Source organism: Falsiroseomonas sp., assembly GCF_030695085.1.
Taxonomy (GTDB): domain Bacteria; phylum Pseudomonadota; class Alphaproteobacteria; order Acetobacterales; family Acetobacteraceae; genus Falsiroseomonas.
Genome location: NZ_JAUYTS010000089.1, coordinates 1 through 21968 on the forward strand (window position 1 = coordinate 1; position 21968 = coordinate 21968).

A 21968-nucleotide genomic window follows, 5' to 3' on the forward strand; every position below is an offset into this window, starting at 1 on the left:
GCCATGCGGCTCCAGGGTCACGATCTCGGTCATCACGCATCTCCTTCGGCGGCGGGGGTGGGGCGCGCATCCTCCTCGCGGAGGAGCTGGTCGAGCACATCCAGCCGCGTCGTCCAGAAGCCTTCGTAGAAAGCGAGCCACTGATGCGCGCGGGCCAGTGGGGCGGGTGCCAGGCGGCACAGATGGGTTCGGCCCCGCACCTCCCGCCGGATCAGCCCGCCGCCTCCAGCGCCTTGATGTGCTTGGAGGCGGCAGCCAGCGAGATGGCGAAGGGCTGCGCGAGCTGGCCCACCGTGCGCTCGCCTTCCGCCAGCGCCCGCAGCATGCGGCGGCGGGTGGCATCGCCCAGGGCGTGGAAGACGCTATCCAGGATGTGCGCTTGATGCTCAACCATACGGTTGAATATGCGCCGCCCCGCCGAAAGAGTCAACCAAATGGTTTACTGTTTCCGCACGATCGCGTTCCCTCATCCCGGTTGCGCAGCAACCACAGGCGTTCATGCGCGGCGCACAGCGTCACGGCCGCGCGGCGGCGCTCCTGCACCGGCTGGGCGGCGTTGCGCATCGCCATCTCGCAGCAATCCAGCAGCCGCCGCGCGATCTCCAGGTCGCCCTGGTCGCAGGCCTCATGGAAGGCCAGCAGGATCTTGTCGGGCAGGCGGCGGAGCTGAAGCGGGTTGGGCAGCACGCAATCGGCTTGATCCACGACACGTCTCCGAAGGCGGTTGGCCCCGTGGAATCGCTCCAGGAGCCCGCATCGGATGCATCACAATATCGGGAGAGGCGCTTCAGGGCGCGGCCACGTGGCCCTGCCTCAGCCGCGCTCCGCGCGCCAGCGCGCCCAGCCGGAGGTCTCCGGCAGCGCCCGCGGCGCCGCGGCCGGGCCGGTCAGGCGCAGGCCAAGGTCGGGCGCCTCCGGCACCGCCGGCCGGGCCAGCAGGCGAAGGTCCAGCGTGGCCCGCGGCAGGTCGATCTCACCGCCGAGACTGGCCGTGGCGCCGCCTTCGGCGACCAGCCGGCCCGCTTCCAGCCGCAGCCGCCCCGCTGCCAGCGCGGCCTCCACCTCCAGCCTCTCAAAGCCGGTGGCGCCGGAGAGCAGCGCCTCCCGGATCGCCGCTTCCGCCGCCAGCGCATCCGCCCCGGCGCTGGCGGCGGAGGCGCCGACCAGATCGAGGCCCGCCAGCACGCCATCCCGCAGGTCGAGCTGCAATCGGCCGGACAGGGTGGAAATCAGCGCGGCCGGGGAATGCCCCACCGCCGCCAGCGTGAAGCCCACATCACCGCGCGCGGCGGCGAGGTCCACCGGCAGGCCGAACAGCTTCTCCCCCAGCGTCGCCCCGGTCAGCCGGCCCTCCAGGGCCAGGCGCGGTGGCAGGCCGGGCTGGGTTTCGCCAGTCAGCGTCGCCTCCAGCCGGCCACCGGCGAGGCGGGCGCGCAGGCCGTCCAGCCGGAAGCCGGCCTCGGACAGCAGCAGGATGGCGATCGCTTCCTCCGCGGTGGCGCCGCCGATGGCGACCCGCCCGGCCTCCAGCGCCAGTTCCGCATCCAGCCCCCGCAGCGCCTGCACCCCAAGCGGGTCCAGCGCCCGCCAGCCCGGGAAGGGCAGGGGCAGGCTTTCCGCCGTGACGCGCCCGCTCAGGCGTGGCCGCGGCAGCGCCGTATCCAGCGCCAGCGCGCCACGCGCCCGCAGCGCCGCGGCCACCAGTTCAAAACTTTCCGCGCTGATGCCCCGCGGTCCGGCGGCCAGCGAGGCGATCAGGGAGAAGGAGCCCTCCCCCAGCCATTCCCCGGCGCTCAGGCCGAAGGCCTCGGACAGCAGGCGTGGCGCGCCCGGATGGCGCAGCGTGATGCCGAGATTGCCGCGGCGCTGCGGTACATCCAGCGTGCCGGAGGCTTCCAGCCGCAGTTCGCCCAGCTCCGCCGTGCCGCGCAGCGCCAGCGCCTCCATCGTGCCGCCGCCGGAAAGCCGCAGCGCCACGGATTGCTCGGCCAGCGCGGTGCGATCCGGCCAGTCGCCCGGCAGCAGCAGGACCAGGTCGCGGGCGGAGGAGCCGGTGGCCTCGAAATTCAAATCCTGCAGGCGCAGCTGCGGCGCCAGCGCCAGCACGCCGGAAGTTGCGATATCCACCCCGGCGAGCCGCCCGGACAGGCGCCGCAGCGTCAGCCGCCCGCCTTCCAGCGCCGCATCCAGCGCGGCGCGCTCCAGCACCGCCTCGCCCCGGATCACACGGTCCGCCGCCAGCCGCAGATTGAGATCGACGGCGCCGAGGCCGCGGCCGGCGCGCACCGGGTCGAAGCCCTGCGGCAGCCAGCGCGCCAGGTCCAGCGTATCGATCGACAGCCCCAGCCCCAGCGCCGGGCGGGCGCCATGGCGCAGCACGCCGGCGCCGGAGATCTGGATATCGCCGAAGCTCGCGGTGAATTCCGGCATGGCCGCCTGGGTGTCTTCCAGCACCAGCCGCATCCGGCCCTCGCCCCGGCGCAGCAGGGTGGGGTCCAGCTCCGCCACCGGCAGGCCCATCGCGGCAAGGCTGGCACGCAGGTCCGGCCCGGCGAAGCGCGCCACCAGTTCCAGCCGCTGCCCGGCCGTGGCGCCGGCCAGGTCGAGCTGCGTCTCCCCCGGCAGTAACAGGGAGATGTCGGACAGCGTCAGGCGGCCATCCTCCAGGAAGGCGGCGCCACGCAGCCGGCGCAGGGTGAGGCCGCGATACAGCCCGGCCTCCGCCGACAGGTCGATCGAGATCGGCCAGGGCCGCGTCGTCCCGGCGCGCAGGGCGCTGACCCAGCCATCCAGGTCCAGCCGGCTGGCGACCAGCGCGATATCCAGCCGTGGAGCCGGCAGCAGCCGCAGCGCCACCGCGCCGCGTGCCGGGTTGCCGGCGATCTCGATCGCCAGCTCATCGGCCGCGATCAGCTCGGCGGAGGCGGAAAGCCGGCCGGCGGCGCGGAAGGGCCCGGGCGGGCTGGGCAGGATGGTGGCCAGATCGGGGCCGCTGACCTCAATTTGGCCCTCGAAGCCGGTGCCGGGGATCAGCACGCCGCGCGCATTGCCGAGAATCTCCGGCAGCACGACGGCCATCTCGAAGGTGGCGATGCCGTCCCAGCCGGGCCGGCCGAGGGAGGCGGTGAAGCGCGTGGCGCGGCCATTCCAGCTGAAGGCGCCGGCCATTTCCAGCGATTGCGCCAGGCCACCGGAGGTCAGCCGGGCGGAGACCCCCTCCAGCACCGCATCGCCGACGCGAACCCGGCCATCCTCCAGATTGGCGTCGAGCTGGGTGATCCAGCTTGGTGGCCGCAGCGCCAGCAGCGGGCCGGGCGGCCAGGGCAGGGTCAAATCCGCACCGACCAGCGCGATCTCCCGCGGCGAAAGGCGGCCGCCGATCAGCGCGCCGAGGTCGAGCCGCACGCGCAGCAGCCGCGCGGTGAAGCTGTATTCCTCCCCGGCCTCGCCCACCGCGACGCCGCCCGCGCGCACCACGGGCTGCGGCAGCAGGGTGAGTTGCACCGGACCTTCCAGCGTGACCGGGCGGCCGAGCTGGGTGGAGGCGAGCTCGGCCAGCCGGGCGCGCCAAGGTTCCCAATCCACGAAGCGCGGCCCGATCCACAGGCCGAGCACGACCAGCCCGACCAGCAGCAGCAGCGCGGCGAGAAGGCGCTTCATGGCGAGGCTGGTCCGGTCATCATCAGGCGGCCGGTGTGCCCCCGGGTCTGCCCCAGCCGCCGCCGCCCGGCGTCTCCAGCCCCAGCACATCGCCCGGGTTCAGGCTGGCGCGGTCGCAGCCTGCCATCTCCACCCGCGTGCCATCGGCGCGTTCCACCCATTGCCGCCCGGGCGCCCCGGCCGCGCCGCCATGCAGCCCATGCGGCGGGACGCGGCGGCGGGAGGCGACGATCACGGCCTCCATCGGCCGCAGGAAGCGGATGCGCCGACGGCTGCCATCGCCGCCCACCCACTGCCCGGCGCCGCCCGAGCCGCGGCGGATGGCGAATTCCTCAAGCCGCACGGGGTAGCGCAGTTCCAGCACTTCGGGGTCCGTCATGCGCGTGTTGGTCATATGCGTCTGCACGGCGGAGGTGCCGTCATAGCCGGGGCCGGCGCCGGTGCCGCCGCAGACCGTCTCGTAGTATTGGTAAAGCGCATCCCCGAACAGCACGTTGTTCATGGTGGCCTGGGCGGAGGCACAGGCATCGAGTGCCGCGAGCAGGGCGTTGCAGGTCATCTGGCTGACCTCCGTATTGCCGGCGACGACGGCCGCACCGGGTCGCGGGGACAGGAAACATCCCTCCGGCACGATGATCTCGAGCGGCACCAGGCAGCCATCATTCAGCGGGATCTCCTCCCCCACCAGGCTGCGGAAGCAATACAGCACCACGGCACGACAGACCGCGGCGGGGGCGTTGAAGTTATCCGGCCGCTGCGGCCCGGTCCCGGTGAAGTCGATGACGGCGCTGCGCTTGTTGCGATCGACGCGTACCGCGACTTTCAGTGGCGTGCCGTCATCGATGGTGGTCTCAAAGCTGCCATCGGCCAGGCGGTCGAGTACGGAGCGAACCGCCTCCTCCGCATTGTCCATCACATGGCGCATATAGGCGCGCACCGTCTCCAGCCCGAAATCGGCGACGGCGCGCTGCAATTCCTGCACGCCCTTTTCGTTGGCCGCGACCTGCGCGGTGATGTCGGCCACGTTCACGTCGGGACTGCGGGCGGGGTAGCGGGCCGAGGCCAGCAATTGCCGAAACTCCACCTCCCGCATCCGGCCTTCGGCAACCAGCAAAAAGTCGTCGATGACGACGCCTTCCTCCTCCAGCGTCTTCGATCCGGGCGGGGTCGAGCCGGGGGTCAGGCCGCCGATATCGGCGTGATGGCCGCGGGAGCCGACGAAGAACAGGATCTCCGTCCCGGCCTCATCAAACACCGGCGTGATGACGGTGACATCCGGCAGATGCGTGCCGCCATTGAACGGGTTGTTCAGCGCCACGACATCGCCCGGCCGCAGCGTGGCGGCGCGGGAGCGGATGACGGTGCGCACGCTTTCACCCATCGCACCCAGATGCACCGGCACATGCGGCGCATTCGCCACCAGCCGCCCCGTCTCGTCGAAGATGGCGCAGGAGAAGTCGAGCCGTTCCTTGATGTTCACCGACAGCGAGGTGTTCTGCAGCACCGCCCCGGTCTGCTCGGCGATCGACATGAACAGGTTGTTGAACAACTCCAGCATCACCGGATCGACGCGCGACGCATCCGCCACGCGCGCCGCTTCGCGCTGCGTGGTGCGGCGCAGGATCATGTGGTTGCGCGCGGTGACCTCCGCGGTCCAGCCCGGCTCGATGACCGTGGTGGCGATGGCCTCGCGGATCAGCGCCGGGCCGGCGATGCGATCGCCCGCGCGCAGGGCCTCTCGGTCCAGCACTGGGGCCTGGTGCGCTGTGCCAGCGGCAAAAAGCTCGACGGTGGCAAGAGACGGCGCGGTCTCGCCGGCGGCACGCTCGGCCAGGGCTGCCTCGTCGATTTGCTCACCGGGGGAGGTCACTTCCACCACGCAGGCTTCCACCACCACCTGCCGCTCCGGCGTGGCGAAGCCGAAGCGCTGGCGGTGGGCACTGGTAAAAGCCTCCAGCACCTGGTCATGCGTGCCGAAGGGCACCGGCAGGAAGCTGTCCGTGCCGGCATAGCGCAGATGCAGGCGGCGGGCGGCGCGCAGGGCGGCGGCGGCGGCGCCCTGGCGCACCAGCTCCTCCCGCCCCGCCTGGTCCAGCGCATCCAGGCGCTGGGCCAGATCGTCCATCGTCCCTGGGCTCAGGGGCGCCTCGACGGCCGCCTCGCGGATCGCGCTCTGGTCGGCGAGGCCCATGCCATAGGCGGAGAGCACGCCGGCAAAGGGGTGGATGAACACCGTCTCCATGCCCAGCTCATCCGCGACGAGGCAGGCATGCTGCCCGCCGGCGCCACCGAAGCATTGCAGCGCGTAGCGGGTGACGTCGTGGCCCTTCTGGATCGAGACCTGCTTGATGGCGTTTGCCATGTTGGCGACGGCAACGCGCAGAAAACCCTCCGCCACCGCAAGCGGGTCCTGCTTCTGGCCGGTGGCGGCCTCGATCTCGGCGGCCAGCGCCACGAATTTCTCGCGCACCACCGCGGCGTCCAGCTTCTGGTTGCCCTCCGGCCCGAAGATCGCCGGGAACTGGTCCGGCTGGATCTTGCCGACCATGACATTCGCATCCGTCACGGTCAGCGGGCCGCCACGGCGGTAGCAGGCCGGGCCAGGCACGGCGCCGGCGCTTTCCGGGCCGACGCGGAAGCGCGCGCCATCGAATTTCAGGATCGAGCCACCACCGGCGGCGACCGTGTTGATCGCCATCATCGGCGCACGCATCCGCACGCCGGCCACCTGGGTTTCGAAGGCACGCTCGAATTCCCCGGCATAGAGCGCGACATCGGTGCTGGTGCCACCCATGTCGAAGCCGATGATCTTCTCGAACCCCGCCATGGCGGCGGTGCGCGCCGCGCCGACGATGCCGCCGGCGGGGCCGGAGAGGATGGCGTCCTTGCCCTGGAAGCTGCGCGCCTCCGCCAGCCCGCCGGAGGACTGCATGAAATACAGCTTTACGGGCGCCTGCCCGGGCGATTCAGCGGCTTCGCCCCCGGCGGCGTCCGCTGGTGAGGCCCGCAGCTCGCCCGCCACCTGTTCCACATAACGGCGCAGGATCGGCGAGAGATAGGCATCCACCACCGTAGTGTCCGTCCGCGGCACGATGCGCGGCAGCGGGCTGGCTTCGTGGCTCAGGCTGATCTGGGTGAAGCCGGCCTCCCGCGCCAGTTCTCCGACGCGCAGCTCATGCGCCGGATAGGCCCAGGCATGCATGAAGGCGATGGCGACGGCGCGGATACCGGCGGCATGCGCGGCGGCCAAGGCAGCGCGGGCCGCCGCTTCGTCCAGCGCCTCGATCTCGGTGCCGTCCACGGCCATGCGCCCGCCGATTTCGGCCACCTGCTCCTGCAGCAATTCGGGCAGTTTCACCTGCAGGTCGAACAGCCGCGGGCGGGCCTGGTTGCCGATGCGGGTCATGTCGGCGAAGCCGCGATTGACCAGCAGCAGCACCCGCTCGCCCTTGCGTTCCAGCAGCGCATTGGTGGCGACCGTGGTGCCCATCTTCACCGCGTCGATGGTGCCGGGCGGGATTGGCGCGTCCAGCGCGAGGCCCAGGCAGGCGCGGATGCCGGCCACCGCGGCATCCCGGTAGCGGCCCGGATTCTCGGATAGCAGCTTCCGTGTGGACAGCCGCCCGGCCGGGTCGCGCGCCACGATATCGGTGAAGGTGCCGCCACGATCGATCCAGAACTGCCAGCCGCTCATGCCATGCTCCTTCGCTCAATCGCTGATCACATCCCGGCAAGCGGCGCGCAAGGCCGCCTGGTGCGATGCGGCATGATTAGCCCCGCCTGGCACGCACCCTGTAGCCCGGCCTCCACCCATGCTAGGACACCCCGGACCGAAGGTGAGGCAGGCTTGAGCATCTGGGGCAAATTGCTGGGCGGGGTCGCCGGCTTCGTCACCGGCGGGCCGCTTGGCGCGGTGATGGGCGCGGCGCTCGGCCATGCGGCGGACCAGGGGCCGGGCGGGCGCGTCGGGCCCGGGGCGGCGGACCTTGCGGCCCTGCTCGGCAACAGGGAAACCCTGTTCGCGATCTCGGTCATCGTGCTCTCGGCCAAGCTGGCCAAGGCGGATGGGCCGGTGCAGCGGGCGGAGATCGACGCCTTCAAGGCGATGTTCCGCATCCCGCCGCAGAACATGCGCGAAGTGGCGCAGATGTTCGACGAGGCCCGCCGCGACACCGGCGGCTGGGAGCCCTTCGCCGAAAGGCTGGGCGAGGCCTTCGCCGACAACCGCGCGATGCTGGAGGATGTTCTGGCGGCGCTGTTCTACATCGCCCGCGCCGATGGCCCGATGACCCGGGGCGAATTGCGGGTGCTGCAGGGGGTGCATCAGCGTTTCGGCCTGGATGCCGCGGCCTGGGACCGCGCCAAGGGCGGCCAGGCCGGCCAGGGCGGCGCCGCGCAGCGCCGGGTCGAGGAAATCGACGCCTATGCCGTGCTCGGCCTGCCCGCCACCGCGACGGATGAGGAGGTGCGCCTCGCCTGGCGCAAGCTGATGCGGGAGAACCACCCGGATGGCCTGGCCGCCCGCGGGGTGCCCGCCGAATTCGTCGATCGCGCGACCCGCAAAGTGGCCGAGATCAACGCCGCCTGGGACCGCATCGAGCGGCAGCGCGGGCTGTGAGACCGCGCCCGCGGTCCCAGGCCTTCGCCAGAACCTCCGCGCTGCGCGCCGCGGATCGGGACCGCATCAAGCGGCAGCGCGGGCTGTGAGACCGCGCCAGAGGGGCCTTTGATCCGCGACCTGCCCAGCCCGAACCACGATGAACGCCCGCAGCCGGTGGACATGCTGGTGCTGCACTACACCGGCATGCAAGGCGGCGCGGCGGCCATCGCCCGGCTGCGCGACCCCGCCGCCCGTGTCTCCAGCCATTATGTGGTGGAGGAGGATGGCGCCGTGTTCCGGCTGGTGCCGGAGGATCGGCGCGCCTGGCATGCGGGGGTTTCCCATTGGCGTGGCAACACGCTGCTGAATGGCCGCTCCATCGGCATCGAGATCGTCAATCCCGGCCATGAATTCGGCTACCGCCCCTTCCCGGCCCTGCAGATGGCCGCAGTCTGCGACCTGTGCCTCGGCATCCTGTCCCGCCACGCCATCGCGCCGCGCGATGTGGTGGCACATTCGGACATCGCGCCGGATCGCAAGGAAGATCCGGGCGAGTTGTTCGACTGGCAGGGCCTCGCCGCCAATGGCGTCGGCCTGTGGCCGGAGGGCGAGGTCGCGCCGGATGCGGATGCACTGACCCTGCTCGGCCGCATCGGCTACCGCACCGACCTGCCGCTGCCCGTGCTGCTGCGCGCCTTCCAGCGACGCTGGCGGCAAGCGCGCATCGATGGCCAGGCGGATGCGGAGACGCTGCGCCGGCTGGCCGCGGTGGCCGCCGCTTCGGCGTAACCGCTACTCGGCCGCCTCCTCCCCCGCGATCATCGCCTCCAGCGTCGCCAGCTGGTCCGCGTCCGCCGCCGGCTTGTCGGTGCGCAGCCGGGCGATGCGGGGGAAGCGCAGGGCGACGCCGGATTTGTGGCGGCCGGAACGCTGGGCGGCATCGAAGATCACCTCGATCACCAGCGCCTTCTCCACCTCCCGCACTGGGCCGAAGCGGCCCGTGGTGTTGTTGCGGATCCAGCGGTCGATCCAGAGCAGTTCCTGGTCGGTATAGCCGGAATAGGCCTTGCCCACCGGCACCAGCTCCTGCCCCCCCTGCCCATCCGGGCGCCACAGACCGAAGGTGAAGTCGGAATAGAAGCTGCTGCGCTTGCCGTGGCCGCGCTGAGCGTACATCAGCACCGCATCCACGCCGAGCGGCGCGCGCTTCCACTTCCACCATTTCCCCTTCTGGCGCCCGGCGGCGTAGTCGCTATCCGCGCGCTTCAGCATCAGGCCCTCGATCGCCGCCTCCCGCGCCCCGGCGCGGATCGCCTCCAGCTCCGCCATGCTGGTGAAGGGGATCAGTTCGGACAGATCCATCCGCGCCGGGCGGGTGCGGGCGAACCAGGCTTCCAGCCGGGCGCGGCGGGCATCGAAGGGCAGCGCGCGCAGATCCTCCGCACCGTCGAACAGCATGTCGTACAGCCGCACGCCGACGGGGTGGCTCGCCTGCATCTTGGCGCTGACCAGCTTGCGGTTCAGCCGCTGCTGGAGGTCCGCGAAGGGCGCCACCTCGCCGTCCCGCATCACCAGCAATTCGCCATCCAGCACGGCGTGGAACTCCATCGCGGCGAGGATTTCGGGAAAGCCGCCCGAAATCTCCTCCGCCCCGCGCGACCAGACCGCGCGGCCGCCAGGCGTGGCCGAAAGCTGAACGCGGATGCCGTCCCACTTCCATTCGGCGCGATGCGTTTCGGGTCCAATGGTCGGGAAATCCGGCTCCTCCAGTGGGTGCGCCAGCATCAGCGGGCGGAACACCGGGCGATCCTCGGACGAAGGCCGCGGCCCCTGCCCGGTGAGCCAGGCGAACAGGTCGAGATAGGGCGGCGTCAGCCCGTGCCAGACCTCCTCCACCTCCGCCACATCCTGGCCCGCCCATTCGGCCAGCGCGGTCTTTGCAAGCCGTGCGGAGACGCCGACGCGCAGGCCGCCGGTGACCAGCTTGATCAGCGCCAGCCGCCCATTGGCATCCAGCGCATCCAGCCAGCCGGCCAGCAGACCGGGCAGCGCCGCCTTCGGCGTGGAGTCCATCGCCTCCACCACCTCCGCGAGGCCCGGCGGCGGCGTGTTGACGCCCGGGCGCGGCGGCCAGATCAGCGCCACCGTCTCCGCCAGGTCGCCGACATAGTCGTAGGACAGGCCGAACAGCACCGGGTCCGTGCGCGCCGCCACCAGCTCCCGCACCATACCGGGCTTGGCGGCGCGGAATACCAGCTCGCCGGTCAAAGCCGCGAGGCCGATGCCACGATCCGGGTCCGGCTGTGTCGCGAACCACTGCCGCAGCAGGGCCAGCTTGGCGAGGCGGCCCGGCGTGAAGGCCAGGCGTTCCAGCAGATAGGCAAAGGCCGGGAGAGTCACTTTTTGACCCTCAGGCGCCGGGCGGGCGCTCCGCGCCCTTGGCTCGCCGCAGGGGCGGCGGGCGCCGTTCGGCGCCTCGGCGGCCAAAAGCCGCCGCAGGTTGCGATGCCTCCCCCGGCGGGCGCCGTTTGGCGCCTCGGCGGCCGAGGGCCGCCGCAGGTTGTGGCCGGGGCCTTTGGCCGCCGCGGGTTGCCTCCGGCGATCACGCCGGCTGCTCCGCCGGCTCGGCCGGCGCGGCGTCCTCATCCTCCTCGCCGCGGCCGAGCAGATGCAGCGCCCGGCCGCGCACGCCGCGCAGCGCCATGGCGTGCACCAGCGCATCGTCGCGGCCATGCGTCACCCAGACCTCCGGCGCCTGCACCTCCTCGATCGTCGCCAGAAGCTCGTCCCAATCGGCGTGGTCGGAGATGATCAGCGGCAGTTCCACGCCCCGCGCCTTGGCGCGCTGGCGCACCCGCATCCAGCCGGAGGCAGCGCAGATCAAGGGCTCCGCCAGGCGGCGCACCCAGGCGGTGGCCTCGGCACTCGGCGGCGCCAGCACCACCTCGCCTGCCAGCAAGCCGCCGCCGCCGCGCTTCGCCGGGGTGGGCACCGGGGCGAGCGGGCCGAGCTGCACGCCGAAATCCTCATACAGCTCGCACAGCTTCAGCAGCGCGCCATGCAGGTAGATGGTGCGATCCCAACCGCCCTCCCGCAGCAGCGCGATCAGCCGCTGCGCCTTGCCCAGCGCATAGACGCCGACCAGATGCGCGCGGTCCGGGAACAGCCGCAGGCTTTCCAGCAGCCGCGCCACCTCCGCCGCCGCATCGGGGTGGCGGAACACCGGCAGGCCGAAGGTGGCCTCGGTCACGAAGACATCACAGCGCACCGGTTCGAAGGGCGCGCAGGTCGGGTCGCGGCGGCGCTTGTAGTCGCCGGAGACGACGATGCGGCTGCCCTGCCAATCCAGCACCACCTGGCAGGATCCCAGCACATGCCCGGCCGGGACCAGCCTGATCTCCACGTCCTTGTGCCGCACCACCTCCCCCGGCGTGGCCACCTGGCGCTGCCGGCCGGCCCGGCCCTCGCCCATCCGCGCCTGCATGATGGCAAGCGTCGCCTCGCTGGCCAGCACATGGTCGTGGTCCGGGCGGGCGTGGTCGGCATGGCCATGGGTGATGATGGCGCGCGGCACCGCCCGGCCGGGGTCGATGAAGAAATCGCCGGGCACGCAGTACAGGCCCTGCGGGGTCACGCGCATCCAGCTTTCGGGGTGGGGCATTGACTGGATTTCGGCACAGGGACCGGGGAATCAAGGGTTTCCAGGACGCACGGCCGATCGGCACGCCCATGCAACCCTTCCATCCCTGGCAGGCTGCTGATAGCGTTAAGACTTGCACGGAATGCTTGCACGACTACCGTCTGATACCGACGCGATGCCGGAGGAGACCCGTTTGAGCGAGGCGCGATGACGATTCACGGCCCGGCCGGCCGGCCTGAGCCGCCCCGGACCGCCATGCCCGATTGGGGTCCGGATGCCAGCGCGCAGCGTGTCTTCGACAAGCTGTTCACCCCGGCCGGGGTGACCGGCTGGCGCGATGTGGTGGAGATTGCGGGCGGCGGCCGGTTTGGCGGCCGCGTCTTGCAGGCAAGCCCCGCGTCCCGCTGCTGGGCCTTCGAGCCCAGCGAGGCCGCGCGGGATGCCGCGGCCGCACGGTTGCCGGAAGCGGTCGCCGCGGGGCGGCTGCTGCCGCGCCTGCTGGATGCGGCCCGGCCCGATGCGATGCTCGCCACCCTCATCGAAGCAGGGCAGGTCCGGCAGGTGGATGCGGTGTTCGGCATCGATTCCATGCAGCAGGCCGGGCTGCCCACGCTGGTCACGCATTGGCTGAACGCGGCGCTGGTGCTGCGCCCCGGCGGGCGCCTGCTGATGACGCTGGCCGATCCGACCACCATCGCCGGTTTCCAGAAAATCCTGCGCGACATCCGCCGCACGCATCGCTTCCAGGGCCGGCCCGGCGAGAAATTCGCCTGGACCTCGGCCGAGATCGTGCGCGCCGTGCTCGGCCGCCTCGGTTTCGTGGTGGAGCTGCTGGAGCCGTGGTCGAACCATGAAGGCCGGCCACCGCGCGACCTGTATCTCTCCGCCATCCTGGTTCAGCCGGACCGGGCGGAGGCCTTCCGCGCTGCGCTGCGGCCCTCCGCTGCGCCGGAGCCCGCCTTGTCCTCCGCCGAATGGTGGGATCGCCACGCGCCGCGGGCCATGGCCGCGCGGCCCGACGGCCCGCCGGCCCACGCGGTGCTGGACCGGCTGCTGCGGCCAGCGGCGGTGGAGACCTGGCGGCACGCCATCGAGATCGGCCTGGGCGATGGGCGCTACACGGCGGAGGTGCTGCGCGCCAATCCGGCCGTGAAGCTGACTGTCTTCGATGTCAGCGACCGCATCATGCAGGCGGCGGCCGCCCGGATGGCGGAGGCCGTCGCCAGCGGCCGGCTCGGCTTCCTGCCGATCGACCCGCTGCACCCGGATGGCATCCTGGCCGCCTTCGAGCGGGAGCATCTGGCGCGCGAGATCGATGCGGTGTTCAGCATCGATGCGCTGGTCCATGTCGATCTGCAGTATCTGGTCGCCTATTGGCTGAACGCCGCGCTGCTGCTGCGGCCAGGCGGCTGGCTGGTCTTCAGCGTGGCGGATGCGACGACGGAGCAGGGCTTTGCCCGGCTGCTGGCGGAACTGGCGCAGGGCTACGCCAATCCCGGCCAGGTCAGCGACCGGCTGGAATATCTCAGCTTCGGCCTGATCCGCCCGCTGCTGGAGCGCTTCGGTTTCGAGGTGACCTTCGCCGGCCATGGCGCCGCGGCCGATCTCGGCGGCCGTGACCTGCATGTTGTGGCGCAGCTGGTCCGGCCCGAGGCGGCGGAGGCGCTGCGCGGCCACCTCTCCACCGGCCTCGCCGCACCGCGCTTCGGCGGGCCGGAGGAGGAGGACCGGGACAGCCTGGCCCCGGCACCCACCACGCCGGATGCGCAGGAGCCCCTGGCCGAGGACAGCCTGGAGCTGGAGCTGGACCTGGATCTGGCCCGGGCGCTCGGCCAGGCCTTCTGGCGCCAGGTACGGCTGCACGGCCTGCCGGGCCTTGCTGCGGCCGGCCAATTGGGTGGCCATTCGGGGAGCCAGATGGGCGCCAAGCCGGGGCGCGATGGCTGGGCGGAAAACCGGCGGGACTATCAGCGAATCGGCCAGCTCGTCCTGCGCGACCTTGCCGAGATGGGCATTACCCTGCACAAATCCGCCACTCGCCCCCCAGGAACCCCGGCCGCCCCAGGGGCAGTGCCGCCAGACGGGGCGTGAAGACCCGAGGGTCCTGAACCCCAGGGGCATGAACCAGGTGGCGAGGCCGGTGCGCTTTCGCCCGAACACATGGCAGGCATGACAACTCCGGACGCCTCCCCCCTCCGCCAGGCGGCGCGGCTTCGCGAAGCCGGCGACCTGCCCGCCGCCACGCGGGCGCTGGACGGAATTGATGCCGCGGCGGACCCGCAGGCCGGCTTCGCGCAACTGCGCTACCTGTTCGAACTGCAGGATTATGCCGGGCTGCAACAGGCAACGCGCCAACAGCTCGCCGCGCTGATCCGCGCCGGGGCGCCGCCGGATGCCACGCAATGGCTCGCCACGCTGCTGCGCTTTGCCGAACGCTGCTGCCTGCCGCCGGCCGAGATCGCGGCCGGGCTGGACACCACCCGCCTCGTCGCCCTGGCGCAACCAGAACTTCTGCTGACCTGGCGTGCGGTGCGCCGCCGGCAGAATTACCGCGAGGCCCTGCCCGCGCGCTTCGCCGGTAGCGTTTCCCTGATCTCGCTCGGCACCAACTGCCTGCCCTGGCATATGCCGGGCCGCTGGGGCCTGCGGCGGATGGCGGATTTCACCGCGCTGTTCGGTCCCTTCTCCCTCGCCGGCCACACCATTCCCGGCATGATCGCGGCGCTAGAGGATGATTTCGCCGGCTATTGCACCCCCGAGGCCATCCGCGTCGTCACCACCGCGCGCGGGCATGAAATGGCCATGCGGAGGGATCGCGGCGCGCATTGGAACCATAATCGCGGGCCCTATTGGCTGGGCCAGGACGCCACCGCGTTGCGCGCCAGCCTGGCCGCCAAGGTGGAGTTGTTCCGCGCCGCCTGTCGCCGGCCGGATGCGGTGTTCCTGCTGGCCGGCTGCCAGGTGGAATACCCGGAGGAAAAGCTGGATTTCCTGCCACGGCTGGATGCGGCGCTGGCCCGCTTCACCGGCCATGCCGGCAACCGCATCCTGGTGACCAACCAGACCGCGCATCGCCGCGAAGCCGCCAGCCACCAGGTGAACGCCACCACCACCTTCGCCTACTGCCCCTACCCCGGCACCGACTACGTCTGGCACGACGATGCCGCCGCCGACAGCCCGGCGGGGCAGGCGTTCGAGCGCGGCTACATGCTGACACTGATCCGCAGCCTGCTGCGCTGGGGCGTTCTGCACCGCCTCGCGCCGCCAGCGCAGGCATGACGGGCGCGGCCGCCGTGCTGGATTTCGATCCCAGCCGGGAAGCGCCGCTCGGCGGACGGCTGCGAAGGCTGTTCCATGCCGAGGAGCACGCCGCCTTCCAGGCCCTGCTGCGCCAGGCGATCCTGCATCTGGGCGCGATCCCGGACCCGTCCCTGCCGCATCTGCTGTTCCTGCTGCGCTTTGGCGAACGCGCCTGCCTGGAGCCTGCGCTGCTGCAATCGCTGCTCGATGGGCTGCGGGGGCGGGCGGCGGCGGAGACGGGGCTGCGCCCGGTCTGGCAGGCGGTGGCGCGGCGGCAGGCATTCCGCCTGCAATTGCAGGCACGGCGGAGCGGCCCGCTGACCCTGGTCTCGCTCGGGCTGCATTGCCTGCCCTGGACCCTGGTGAATCGCTGGGGCTTTCGGGACGCCCCGCAATTCATCGCGCTGCAGAACCCGTTCTGCCTGGCGCTGCACAAGGCGGATACGGTGGCCGGCGCCATCGCGCAGGATTTCGCGGGCTATGCCGATCCGGCAGTGATGCGCGAAACCACCACGCCGCAGGGCCAGCGCATCGCCATGCGCCAGGATGGCGGCGCGGTGTGGAACCACCATCGCGGCCCCGCCTGGCTGGACCCGGATTACGCCGGACTGCGACATTCACTGGCGCTGCGGGCCGCGGCATTCCGCGACTCCTGCCGGCAGCCGGGGCTGGTCTTCCTGATGGGCGATTGCCGGATCGACCTGCCGCTGAAAGCCCCGCCCGCCTTCCTCACCCCGCTGCGCGCGGCCCTGGCCCAGGCCACCGGCCAGAAGGACAGCCGCCTGATCCTGACCAGCCAGCCCCGCCGGGGTGGCGCCAGCGGGCTGGAATGGCTCGACGAGGCCACGGCGCTGGTCGCCGCGCCCTACCCGCATCAGCGCTATGTCTGGGCCAATGATGATGAGGCCGACAGCGCGGAAGGCCTCGATTTCGAACAGGGCTATGCCGAGGCGCTGCTGGCCTGCCTGGCGCGCTGGGGCCTGGCCGCATGACCGCGCCGCTGCCGGCCGACCTGCTGGACCCGGCGTTGCTGGACCCGGCGCTGCTGGACCGGGTGGTGCTGCGCCATTGGCGCCAGGGCCAGTGCGAGGCGCTGACCGGCCGCGATTTCTGGCAGCGCGTCACCGCCCGCGCCGCCTGGGTGGAGGCCCATACCCCGCCCGGCGGGCTGGTGCTGGTGATCGGCGCGACGGGGGCGGAGGCGATGGCGCTGTTCCTCGGCATCGCCGCTGCCGGCCGCCTCGGCGCCTTCTTCCCGCCGGCCTCCCCCTTGCAGGACCAGCGGCATTTCTTCGACCAGCAGCGCGCCGCCCTGGCCGCCATCGCGCCCGATGCGATCTGCGTGCTGGAGGCCGCGACGGCGGAGACGGTGCGCCGCATCGACCCGGACCTCGCGCGCGCCGTGCGCCTGGCCCCGGCCACCGCGACGGGGGACAGCGTGGCGGCGCTGGATGCGCTGCGGGCACGGCTCGCTTCCGACGCGCCGCTATTCGTGCAGCATTCGTCGGGCACCACCGGCATCAAGAAGGCGGTCGCGATCAGCGGGCGGATGCTGGCGGGGCAGTTCGCCGCCTATTGGCCGGGGCTGCGGGCGGAGCTGGGCGTCGGGCGGCTGAGCGTCGCCTCCTGGCTGCCGCTGTATCACGACATGGGGCTGATCGCCGGCTTCCTGCTGCCGATGCTGGGCGGCGACAGCGTCTCCCTCCTCGACCCGTTTGAGTGGATCGGCGCGCCGGGCCGGTTCCTGGAGATGATCGAGGCCGATGGCTGCGACATCGCCTGGATGCCCAACTTCGCCTTCCGCCACTTCACCCGGCTGCACCGCGCGCTGAAGCCGGCGCGGCTGGGCAGCATGAAGCTGTGGATCGACTGTTCCGAACCCTGCCGCCTGGTGGATGCAAAGGACTTCGAGGCCGCCTTCGCCGGCTGGGGCGTGCGGCCCGGTTCGGTCGTTGGCTGCTATGCCATGGCGGAGACGGTCTTCGCCGTCAGCCAGGGCAGCCCGGCCGAGCGCATCGGCCTGGCGGTGCCGCCCGATGTCACCCCAGGCCAGATGGTGCCGGAGGGGTGGCTGGGCGACGAGGCGCCGCCCGGCCGCAAGCTGGTGCTGTCCTCCGGCCGGGTGCTGCCGGGCGTCACGCTCGCGGTCTTCGACGGAGAGCGCGTGCTGCCGGAAGGCAACTACGGAGAAATCGGCCTGCGCGCGCCCTTCCTGTTTGGCGGCTATCGGGGCGGTGCCGGGCCGTCGCCGGATGGGTGGTTCCGCACCGGCGATCTCGGCGTGGTGCTGCGCAGCCAGGTCTTCGTCTTCGGCCGGCTGAAGGAAATCATCATCGTCAACGGCAAGAACCTGTTCGCCGGCGATGTGGAGGCGGCACTCGCCGGCATCCCCGGCCTGCGCCCCGGCCGCGCCGTGGCCTTCGGCGTGGAAAGCGCGCAGACCGGCAGCGAGGAGCTGGTGGTGGTGGCCGAACAGGACGAGACCGCCGGAACACCCGCCGCCGAAAGCCGTGCCGCCATCAGCCGCATGCTGACCGAGACCTTCCTGGTGAAGCCGCGCGACGTGCGCATCGTCGCCGATCGCTGGCTGGTGAAGAGCACCAGCGGCAAGATCAGCCGGGACGCCAACCGCCGCCGCTACCTCGAACAATTTCGCAGTCCGGAGTGACCCCCATGCCCGCCTTCACCCTCGCCGATCTGCAGGCCATTGCGCGCGAGGTCATCGGCGACCGCGAGATCGCGCTGTCGCCGGAGATGGAGGCCGCCGATGTGCCGGGCTGGGACAGCCTGAACCACACGCTGATCAGCGTGGAGATCGAGAGCCAGACCGGCGCGGCGGTGGATGCCCAGCAATTGGCGCAATGCCCCACCTTCGGCGACCTGGTGGCCTTCGTCGCGGCGCGCCTGCCGGGTTGAACGGCATGTCATCACGCGGCCGCTCGAAATCCGCGTGATTCGCCCCAACCTCCGCGCAGGTCTGGGCAAGGAGGATGACATGCAATCCATGAAACTCGGCCGGCGCGGCGCGCTCGGCCTGCTGGGCACGATGGCCGCCAGCGGCAGCGCGCTGGCGCATCACGGCTGGTCCTGGGCGGAGGGTGACCAGGGCACGCTGACCGGCACGGTGCGGGAGGTCTATGTCGGCCCGCCGCACCCGACGATCCGCGTCGAGGCGAATGGGCAGAGCTGGACGGTGGAACTCGGCAACCCGCGCCAGACCGAGCGCGCCGGCTTCACGCAGGATTCGGTACGGCCCGGGCAGGAAATCGTGGCTCTTGGCAACCGGTCCCGCGACAGCGCCGAGCGGCGGATGAAGGCGGTGCGCGTCACCGTCGGCAGCCAGCGCTTCGACTTCTACCCGGAGCGCATCCAGGGCGGCTGACGGCGCGTGCTGGAACTGATTGCCGCGTCGGCGCCCGCCGTGGCGCTGCGCGGCTCGGTCACGCTGTATCTGCTGGTCAATGCCACGCATGTGCTGGGCCTCGGGCTGCTGGTCGGCGCCATCGTGACGCTGGATCTCAGGCTGCTCGGGCTGTTCCGCGCCGCGGCGCTGCCGCATCTGGCGCCGCCGCTGGTGCGGGTGGCGGCCACCGGGCTGGGGCTGGCGGCGCTGACCGGCCTCGCCTTGTTCAGCACGCGGCCGGCCACCTATCTGGAAAATCCGGCCTTCCTGGTGAAGCTCGGGCTGCTGGCCCTGGCGCTGGCCAATCTGGCGCTGTTGCATGCCGGGCGGCCCTGGCGCGCGGCGCTGGCGGGCGGCGCCGTGGCGGCCAGGCTGCGGGTGGCGGCCGGGATTTCGCTGGCTGCCTGGCTGGGGGCGCTGCTGGCGGGACGCTGGATCGGATTCCTGCAATAACCGCCGCGTCAGGCGGAGAATCAGGAATGACGGGTCGGGTTGTGGCGGTGGCGGCGGCGTCTGGCCACTTATTCTCCAAGCCGGTGCAGGGGCGGATCACGCTGCTGGCCGGCCTCGGCGTGCAGGGCGATGCGCATTGCGGCGTGACGGTGAAGCATAGGTCCCGCGTCAAGGTGAACCCGAATCAGCCCAATCTGCGGCAACTGCACCTGATCCCGGCGGAGCAGTTGGAATCGCTCCGCGCCCGCGGCTTCGAGGTGGCGCCGGGCGCGATGGGGGAGAATGTGACCACGGAAGGGATCGACCTGTTCGCCCTGCCGCGCGGCACCCGGCTGTATCTGGGCGCGTCGGCGGTGGCGGAGGTGACCGGGCTGCGAAACCCCTGTTACCAGCTCGATGATTTCCAGAAGGGGCTGATGAAGGCGACGCTGGAGCGGGCGCCGGATGGGGCGCTGCTGCTGCGGGCCGGGATCATGGCGGTGGTGATCGAGGGCGGGGACCTGGCGCCGGGCGATGCGGTGCGGGTGGAATGGCCGGCGGAGCCGCATCTGGCGCTGGAGAAGGTGTGAAAGCATCGTAATCGTTATGCGCCTCGGTGCACGTTCCTGTTCGCTGCTGGCCTTCTTTTGTGGCGTGCTGTTGCTCCTCAGCCCCGCGGCCGCGCAACCGTCCTCCCGCCCGGAGCGGCATCCGGACCACTGGCGGCTCGTGTTGCGCGGCATCACGCTCCATTTGCCCTATCCTTATGTGGCAACGATCTTCGGCAACGACGGTTTCACGATACAAGCCTTCGCCGCCGACGCCCGCCCCTACAACCGGCAGACCGACTCCTACTACCCCGGCGGGCGGGTGCGCGAGGCTGTGGTGGTCACCGTGGGCGAGCAGCGCCGTTTCACCGGCACCGACCTGATCCGTCGCAGAATCACCATCCGTGCTCGCGATATTGGGCACGAACCGGCTGAGGAGGCCGATCTACTGGACGGCCCGGATGGCCCGCCAGTGCCAGAAGGCCTTATCTACTATCGTGCGTTGCCTGTGCCGCCAGGCCCACACGCTAGACGTGAGGACATGTTTGTGCCGCGCGAGCCGCGGCGCGCACTCGACGGATCGCCGCTGCCCGAGGCGATTTTCTGTTTGTCAGCGAACGCGCCGTTTGTGCTGCAGCGGCCACTGCGGGAGCGTGTGCGGCTTTCCTGCCGGTGGATGCTGGTGTGGCGCGACATCGAGGTTTCGATGTTTCTCGACCGTCGTCACCTCGCTGATTGGGCAGGTCTACGCAGGCGCATCCTCGTGCTGCTCGATGACTTCGTGGTGGGTGGGCCAGCCGAAGCAGGGCCACCGCTCGATCCTTTTCCCTCAAGCCGATAAACGCTTGAACCCAGAGCGGCACGCTGCGCCTGCTGCGCTGGCCGTTCTGGTGGCGCCGCTTCAACCTGCCCGTTGTCCTGGCGGTGGTGCCGCGCTGAGCGCAGGCACCCCCTTCCCCTTTCGCTGAACCGCCAGCATATTCCCTGGCGAATGGGAACATTGCCGGAACTTTTTCAGACCTGGTTCGCCGCGCGCGGCTGGGCGCCGCGGCCGCACCAGCTTGCCTTGCTGGGCGCCGTGCAGGGCGGCGCCAGCGCCCTGCTGGTTGCGCCGACCGGCGGCGGCAAGACGCTTGCGGGGTTCCTGCCCTCCCTGGTCGATCTGCATGAGAGGCCGCGTCCGGGGCTGCACACGCTCTACATCTCGCCGCTCAAGGCGCTGGCGGTGGATATCGCCCGCAACCTCACCGCCCCGGTCGAGGCGATGGGCCTGCCGATCCGCATCGAGACCCGCACCGGCGACACCCCCGCCAATCGCCGCGCCCGCCAGCGCACGGACCCGCCGAACTTCCTGCTGACCACACCGGAAAGCCTGGCGCTGCTGCTGACCCTGCCGGATGCCGGCGAGATGTTCGCCGGGCTGCACGCCATCGTGGTGGACGAAATCCATGCGCTGGCCGGCAGCAAGCGTGGCGACCAGTTGGCGCTCGGCCTGGCGCGGCTGGCCACGCTGGCGCCCAGTGCACGCCGCATCGGCCTGTCCGCCACGGTGGCGCACCCGACGCCGCTGCGCGCCTTCCTCTCCCCCACCGGGGTCGCCACCGATGTGGCGCTGGTGCAGGGCGCGCCCGGGGCGGCGCCGAGCCTCGACATCCTGCTGCCGGAGGGCCGCCTGCCCTGGGGCGGGCATATGGGCCTCGCCTCGATGCCGGAGGTGTACCGGCGCATTCGCGGGGCGGGGGTCACCATCGTCTTCGTCAACACCCGCGCGCAGTCCGAACTCTGCTTCCAGGCGCTGTGGCGGCTGAACGACGACAACCTGCCGATCGGCCTGCACCATGGCAGCCTGACGGTGGAACAGCGCCGCAAGGTGGAAGCGGCGATGGCGGAGGGCCGGCTGCGCGCGGTGGTGGCGACTGCCTCGCTGGATCTCGGCATCGATTGGGGCGCGGTGGACCAGGTGGTGCAGGTCGGCGCGCCCAAGGGCGTCTCGCGACTTCTGCAGCGCATCGGCCGCGCCAATCATCGGATGGATGAGGCGAGCCAGGCGGTGCTGGTGCCGGCCAACCGATTCGAGGTCATCGAATGCGTCGCCGCCCGCCAGGCCATCGCGGCGGAGGAACTGGATGGCGATCCGCCGCGCGAAGGCGGCCTCGACGTGCTGTGCCAGCACATTCTGGCCTGCGCGGTGGCCGGCCCGTTCCACCCGGATGATCTGTATGTGGAAATCCTGCGCGCCTCCCCCTATGCCGCGCTGACGCGCCAGGATTTCGACGACGCGCTGCGCTTCGTCGAGGACGGCGGCTACGCGCTGCAATCCTACGACCGTTTTCGGCGATTGTTCCGCGATTCCGAGGGCATGGTCCATATCCGCGGCCCTGCCGC

The 21968-nt window shown here is 71.4% G+C and carries 19 protein-coding genes; 12 read left to right on the top strand and 7 right to left on the bottom strand.

Annotation, left to right across the window (positions count from 1 at the left end):
- Nucleotides 1–32 precede the first annotated feature (32 nt).
- From Q8S40_RS10965 to Q8S40_RS10985, 5 genes are all read right to left on the bottom strand, one after another.
- The gene (locus Q8S40_RS10965) at nucleotides 33–200 is read right to left on the bottom strand and encodes a hypothetical protein (protein WP_305670417.1); all 168 of its coding nucleotides are present in this window, start codon (nucleotides 198–200) and stop codon (nucleotides 33–35) included.
- An 11-nt stretch (nucleotides 201–211) separates the two neighbouring features.
- Nucleotides 212–394, bottom strand: coding sequence for a metalloregulator ArsR/SmtB family transcription factor (locus Q8S40_RS10970; protein WP_305670418.1), 183 nt, complete (start codon nucleotides 392–394; stop codon nucleotides 212–214).
- Between the two features lie 32 nt (nucleotides 395–426).
- Nucleotides 427–705, bottom strand: a complete 279-nt coding sequence (locus tag Q8S40_RS10975; RefSeq protein WP_305670419.1) for a hypothetical protein — start codon at nucleotides 703–705, stop codon at nucleotides 427–429.
- A 108-nt stretch (nucleotides 706–813) separates the two neighbouring features.
- Nucleotides 814–3660: an AsmA family protein gene (locus Q8S40_RS10980; RefSeq protein WP_305670420.1), complete on the bottom strand. Its 2847-nt coding sequence runs from the start codon at nucleotides 3658–3660 to the stop codon at nucleotides 814–816.
- Nucleotides 3661–3682: 22 nt separating this feature from the next.
- Nucleotides 3683–7354, bottom strand: a complete 3672-nt coding sequence (locus Q8S40_RS10985) for a hydantoinase B/oxoprolinase family protein (protein ID WP_305670421.1) — start codon at nucleotides 7352–7354, stop codon at nucleotides 3683–3685.
- Nucleotides 7355–7507: 153 nt separating this feature from the next.
- On the opposite strand from Q8S40_RS10985, the gene Q8S40_RS10990 reads away from it, so the two are divergent.
- Together Q8S40_RS10990 and Q8S40_RS10995 are read left to right on the top strand one after the other, a co-directional pair.
- Nucleotides 7508–8278, top strand: a complete 771-nt coding sequence (locus Q8S40_RS10990) for a TerB family tellurite resistance protein (RefSeq protein WP_305670422.1) — start codon at nucleotides 7508–7510, stop codon at nucleotides 8276–8278.
- A 108-nt stretch (nucleotides 8279–8386) separates the two neighbouring features.
- Nucleotides 8387–9049, top strand: coding sequence for an N-acetylmuramoyl-L-alanine amidase (locus tag Q8S40_RS10995; protein WP_305670423.1), 663 nt, complete (start codon nucleotides 8387–8389; stop codon nucleotides 9047–9049).
- Nucleotides 9050–9052: 3 nt separating this feature from the next.
- Here the strand turns inward: Q8S40_RS10995 and Q8S40_RS11000 are convergent, their stop codons facing one another.
- Nucleotides 9053–10660, bottom strand: coding sequence for a cisplatin damage response ATP-dependent DNA ligase (locus Q8S40_RS11000; RefSeq protein ID WP_305670424.1), 1608 nt, complete (start codon nucleotides 10658–10660; stop codon nucleotides 9053–9055).
- Between the two features lie 202 nt (nucleotides 10661–10862).
- Nucleotides 10863–11900, bottom strand: a complete 1038-nt coding sequence (locus tag Q8S40_RS11005) for a ligase-associated DNA damage response exonuclease (RefSeq protein WP_305670425.1) — start codon at nucleotides 11898–11900, stop codon at nucleotides 10863–10865.
- Between the two features lie 255 nt (nucleotides 11901–12155).
- Here Q8S40_RS11005 and Q8S40_RS11010 point away from each other — a divergent pair, with 255 nt between their 5' ends.
- The 10 genes from Q8S40_RS11010 to Q8S40_RS11055 all read left to right on the top strand — a co-directional run.
- Nucleotides 12156–13991 carry a class I SAM-dependent methyltransferase gene (locus Q8S40_RS11010; RefSeq protein WP_305670426.1) on the top strand — a complete coding sequence of 612 codons (1836 nt, stop codon included), beginning with the start codon at nucleotides 12156–12158 and terminating at the stop codon, nucleotides 13989–13991.
- Between the two features lie 78 nt (nucleotides 13992–14069).
- Nucleotides 14070–15179: a DUF1796 family putative cysteine peptidase gene (locus Q8S40_RS11015; protein ID WP_305670427.1), complete on the top strand. Its 1110-nt coding sequence runs from the start codon at nucleotides 14070–14072 to the stop codon at nucleotides 15177–15179.
- On the top strand, nucleotides 15176–16192 hold the full coding sequence (locus Q8S40_RS11020) for a hypothetical protein (protein WP_305670428.1): 1017 nt from the start codon (nucleotides 15176–15178) through the stop codon (nucleotides 16190–16192). The genes Q8S40_RS11015 and Q8S40_RS11020 overlap by 4 nt, the downstream gene beginning before the upstream one ends.
- A complete protein-coding gene (locus Q8S40_RS11025; RefSeq protein WP_305670429.1) occupies nucleotides 16189–17868 on the top strand; it encodes an AMP-binding protein in 1680 nt (559 codons plus the stop codon). The genes Q8S40_RS11020 and Q8S40_RS11025 overlap by 4 nt, the downstream gene beginning before the upstream one ends.
- Nucleotides 17869–17873: 5 nt before the next feature.
- Nucleotides 17874–18116, top strand: a complete 243-nt coding sequence (locus tag Q8S40_RS11030) for an acyl carrier protein (protein WP_305670430.1) — start codon at nucleotides 17874–17876, stop codon at nucleotides 18114–18116.
- A 79-nt stretch (nucleotides 18117–18195) separates the two neighbouring features.
- Nucleotides 18196–18582, top strand: coding sequence for a DUF6152 family protein (locus tag Q8S40_RS11035; protein WP_305670431.1), 387 nt, complete (start codon nucleotides 18196–18198; stop codon nucleotides 18580–18582).
- Nucleotides 18583–18588: 6 nt separating this feature from the next.
- Nucleotides 18589–19056: a DUF2214 domain-containing protein gene (locus tag Q8S40_RS11040; RefSeq protein WP_305670432.1), complete on the top strand. Its 468-nt coding sequence runs from the start codon at nucleotides 18589–18591 to the stop codon at nucleotides 19054–19056.
- 26 nt (nucleotides 19057–19082) lie between these two features.
- On the top strand, nucleotides 19083–19625 hold the full coding sequence (locus tag Q8S40_RS11045) for an MOSC domain-containing protein (RefSeq protein WP_305670433.1): 543 nt from the start codon (nucleotides 19083–19085) through the stop codon (nucleotides 19623–19625).
- A gap of 64 nt (nucleotides 19626–19689) precedes the next feature.
- Nucleotides 19690–20424 (top strand): hypothetical protein, encoded by a 735-nt coding sequence (locus Q8S40_RS11050; RefSeq protein ID WP_305670434.1) that lies wholly within the window; start codon nucleotides 19690–19692, stop codon nucleotides 20422–20424.
- 150 nt (nucleotides 20425–20574) lie between these two features.
- A partial coding sequence (locus Q8S40_RS11055) for a DEAD/DEAH box helicase (protein WP_305670435.1) occupies nucleotides 20575–21968 on the top strand: 1394 nt, incomplete at its 3' end.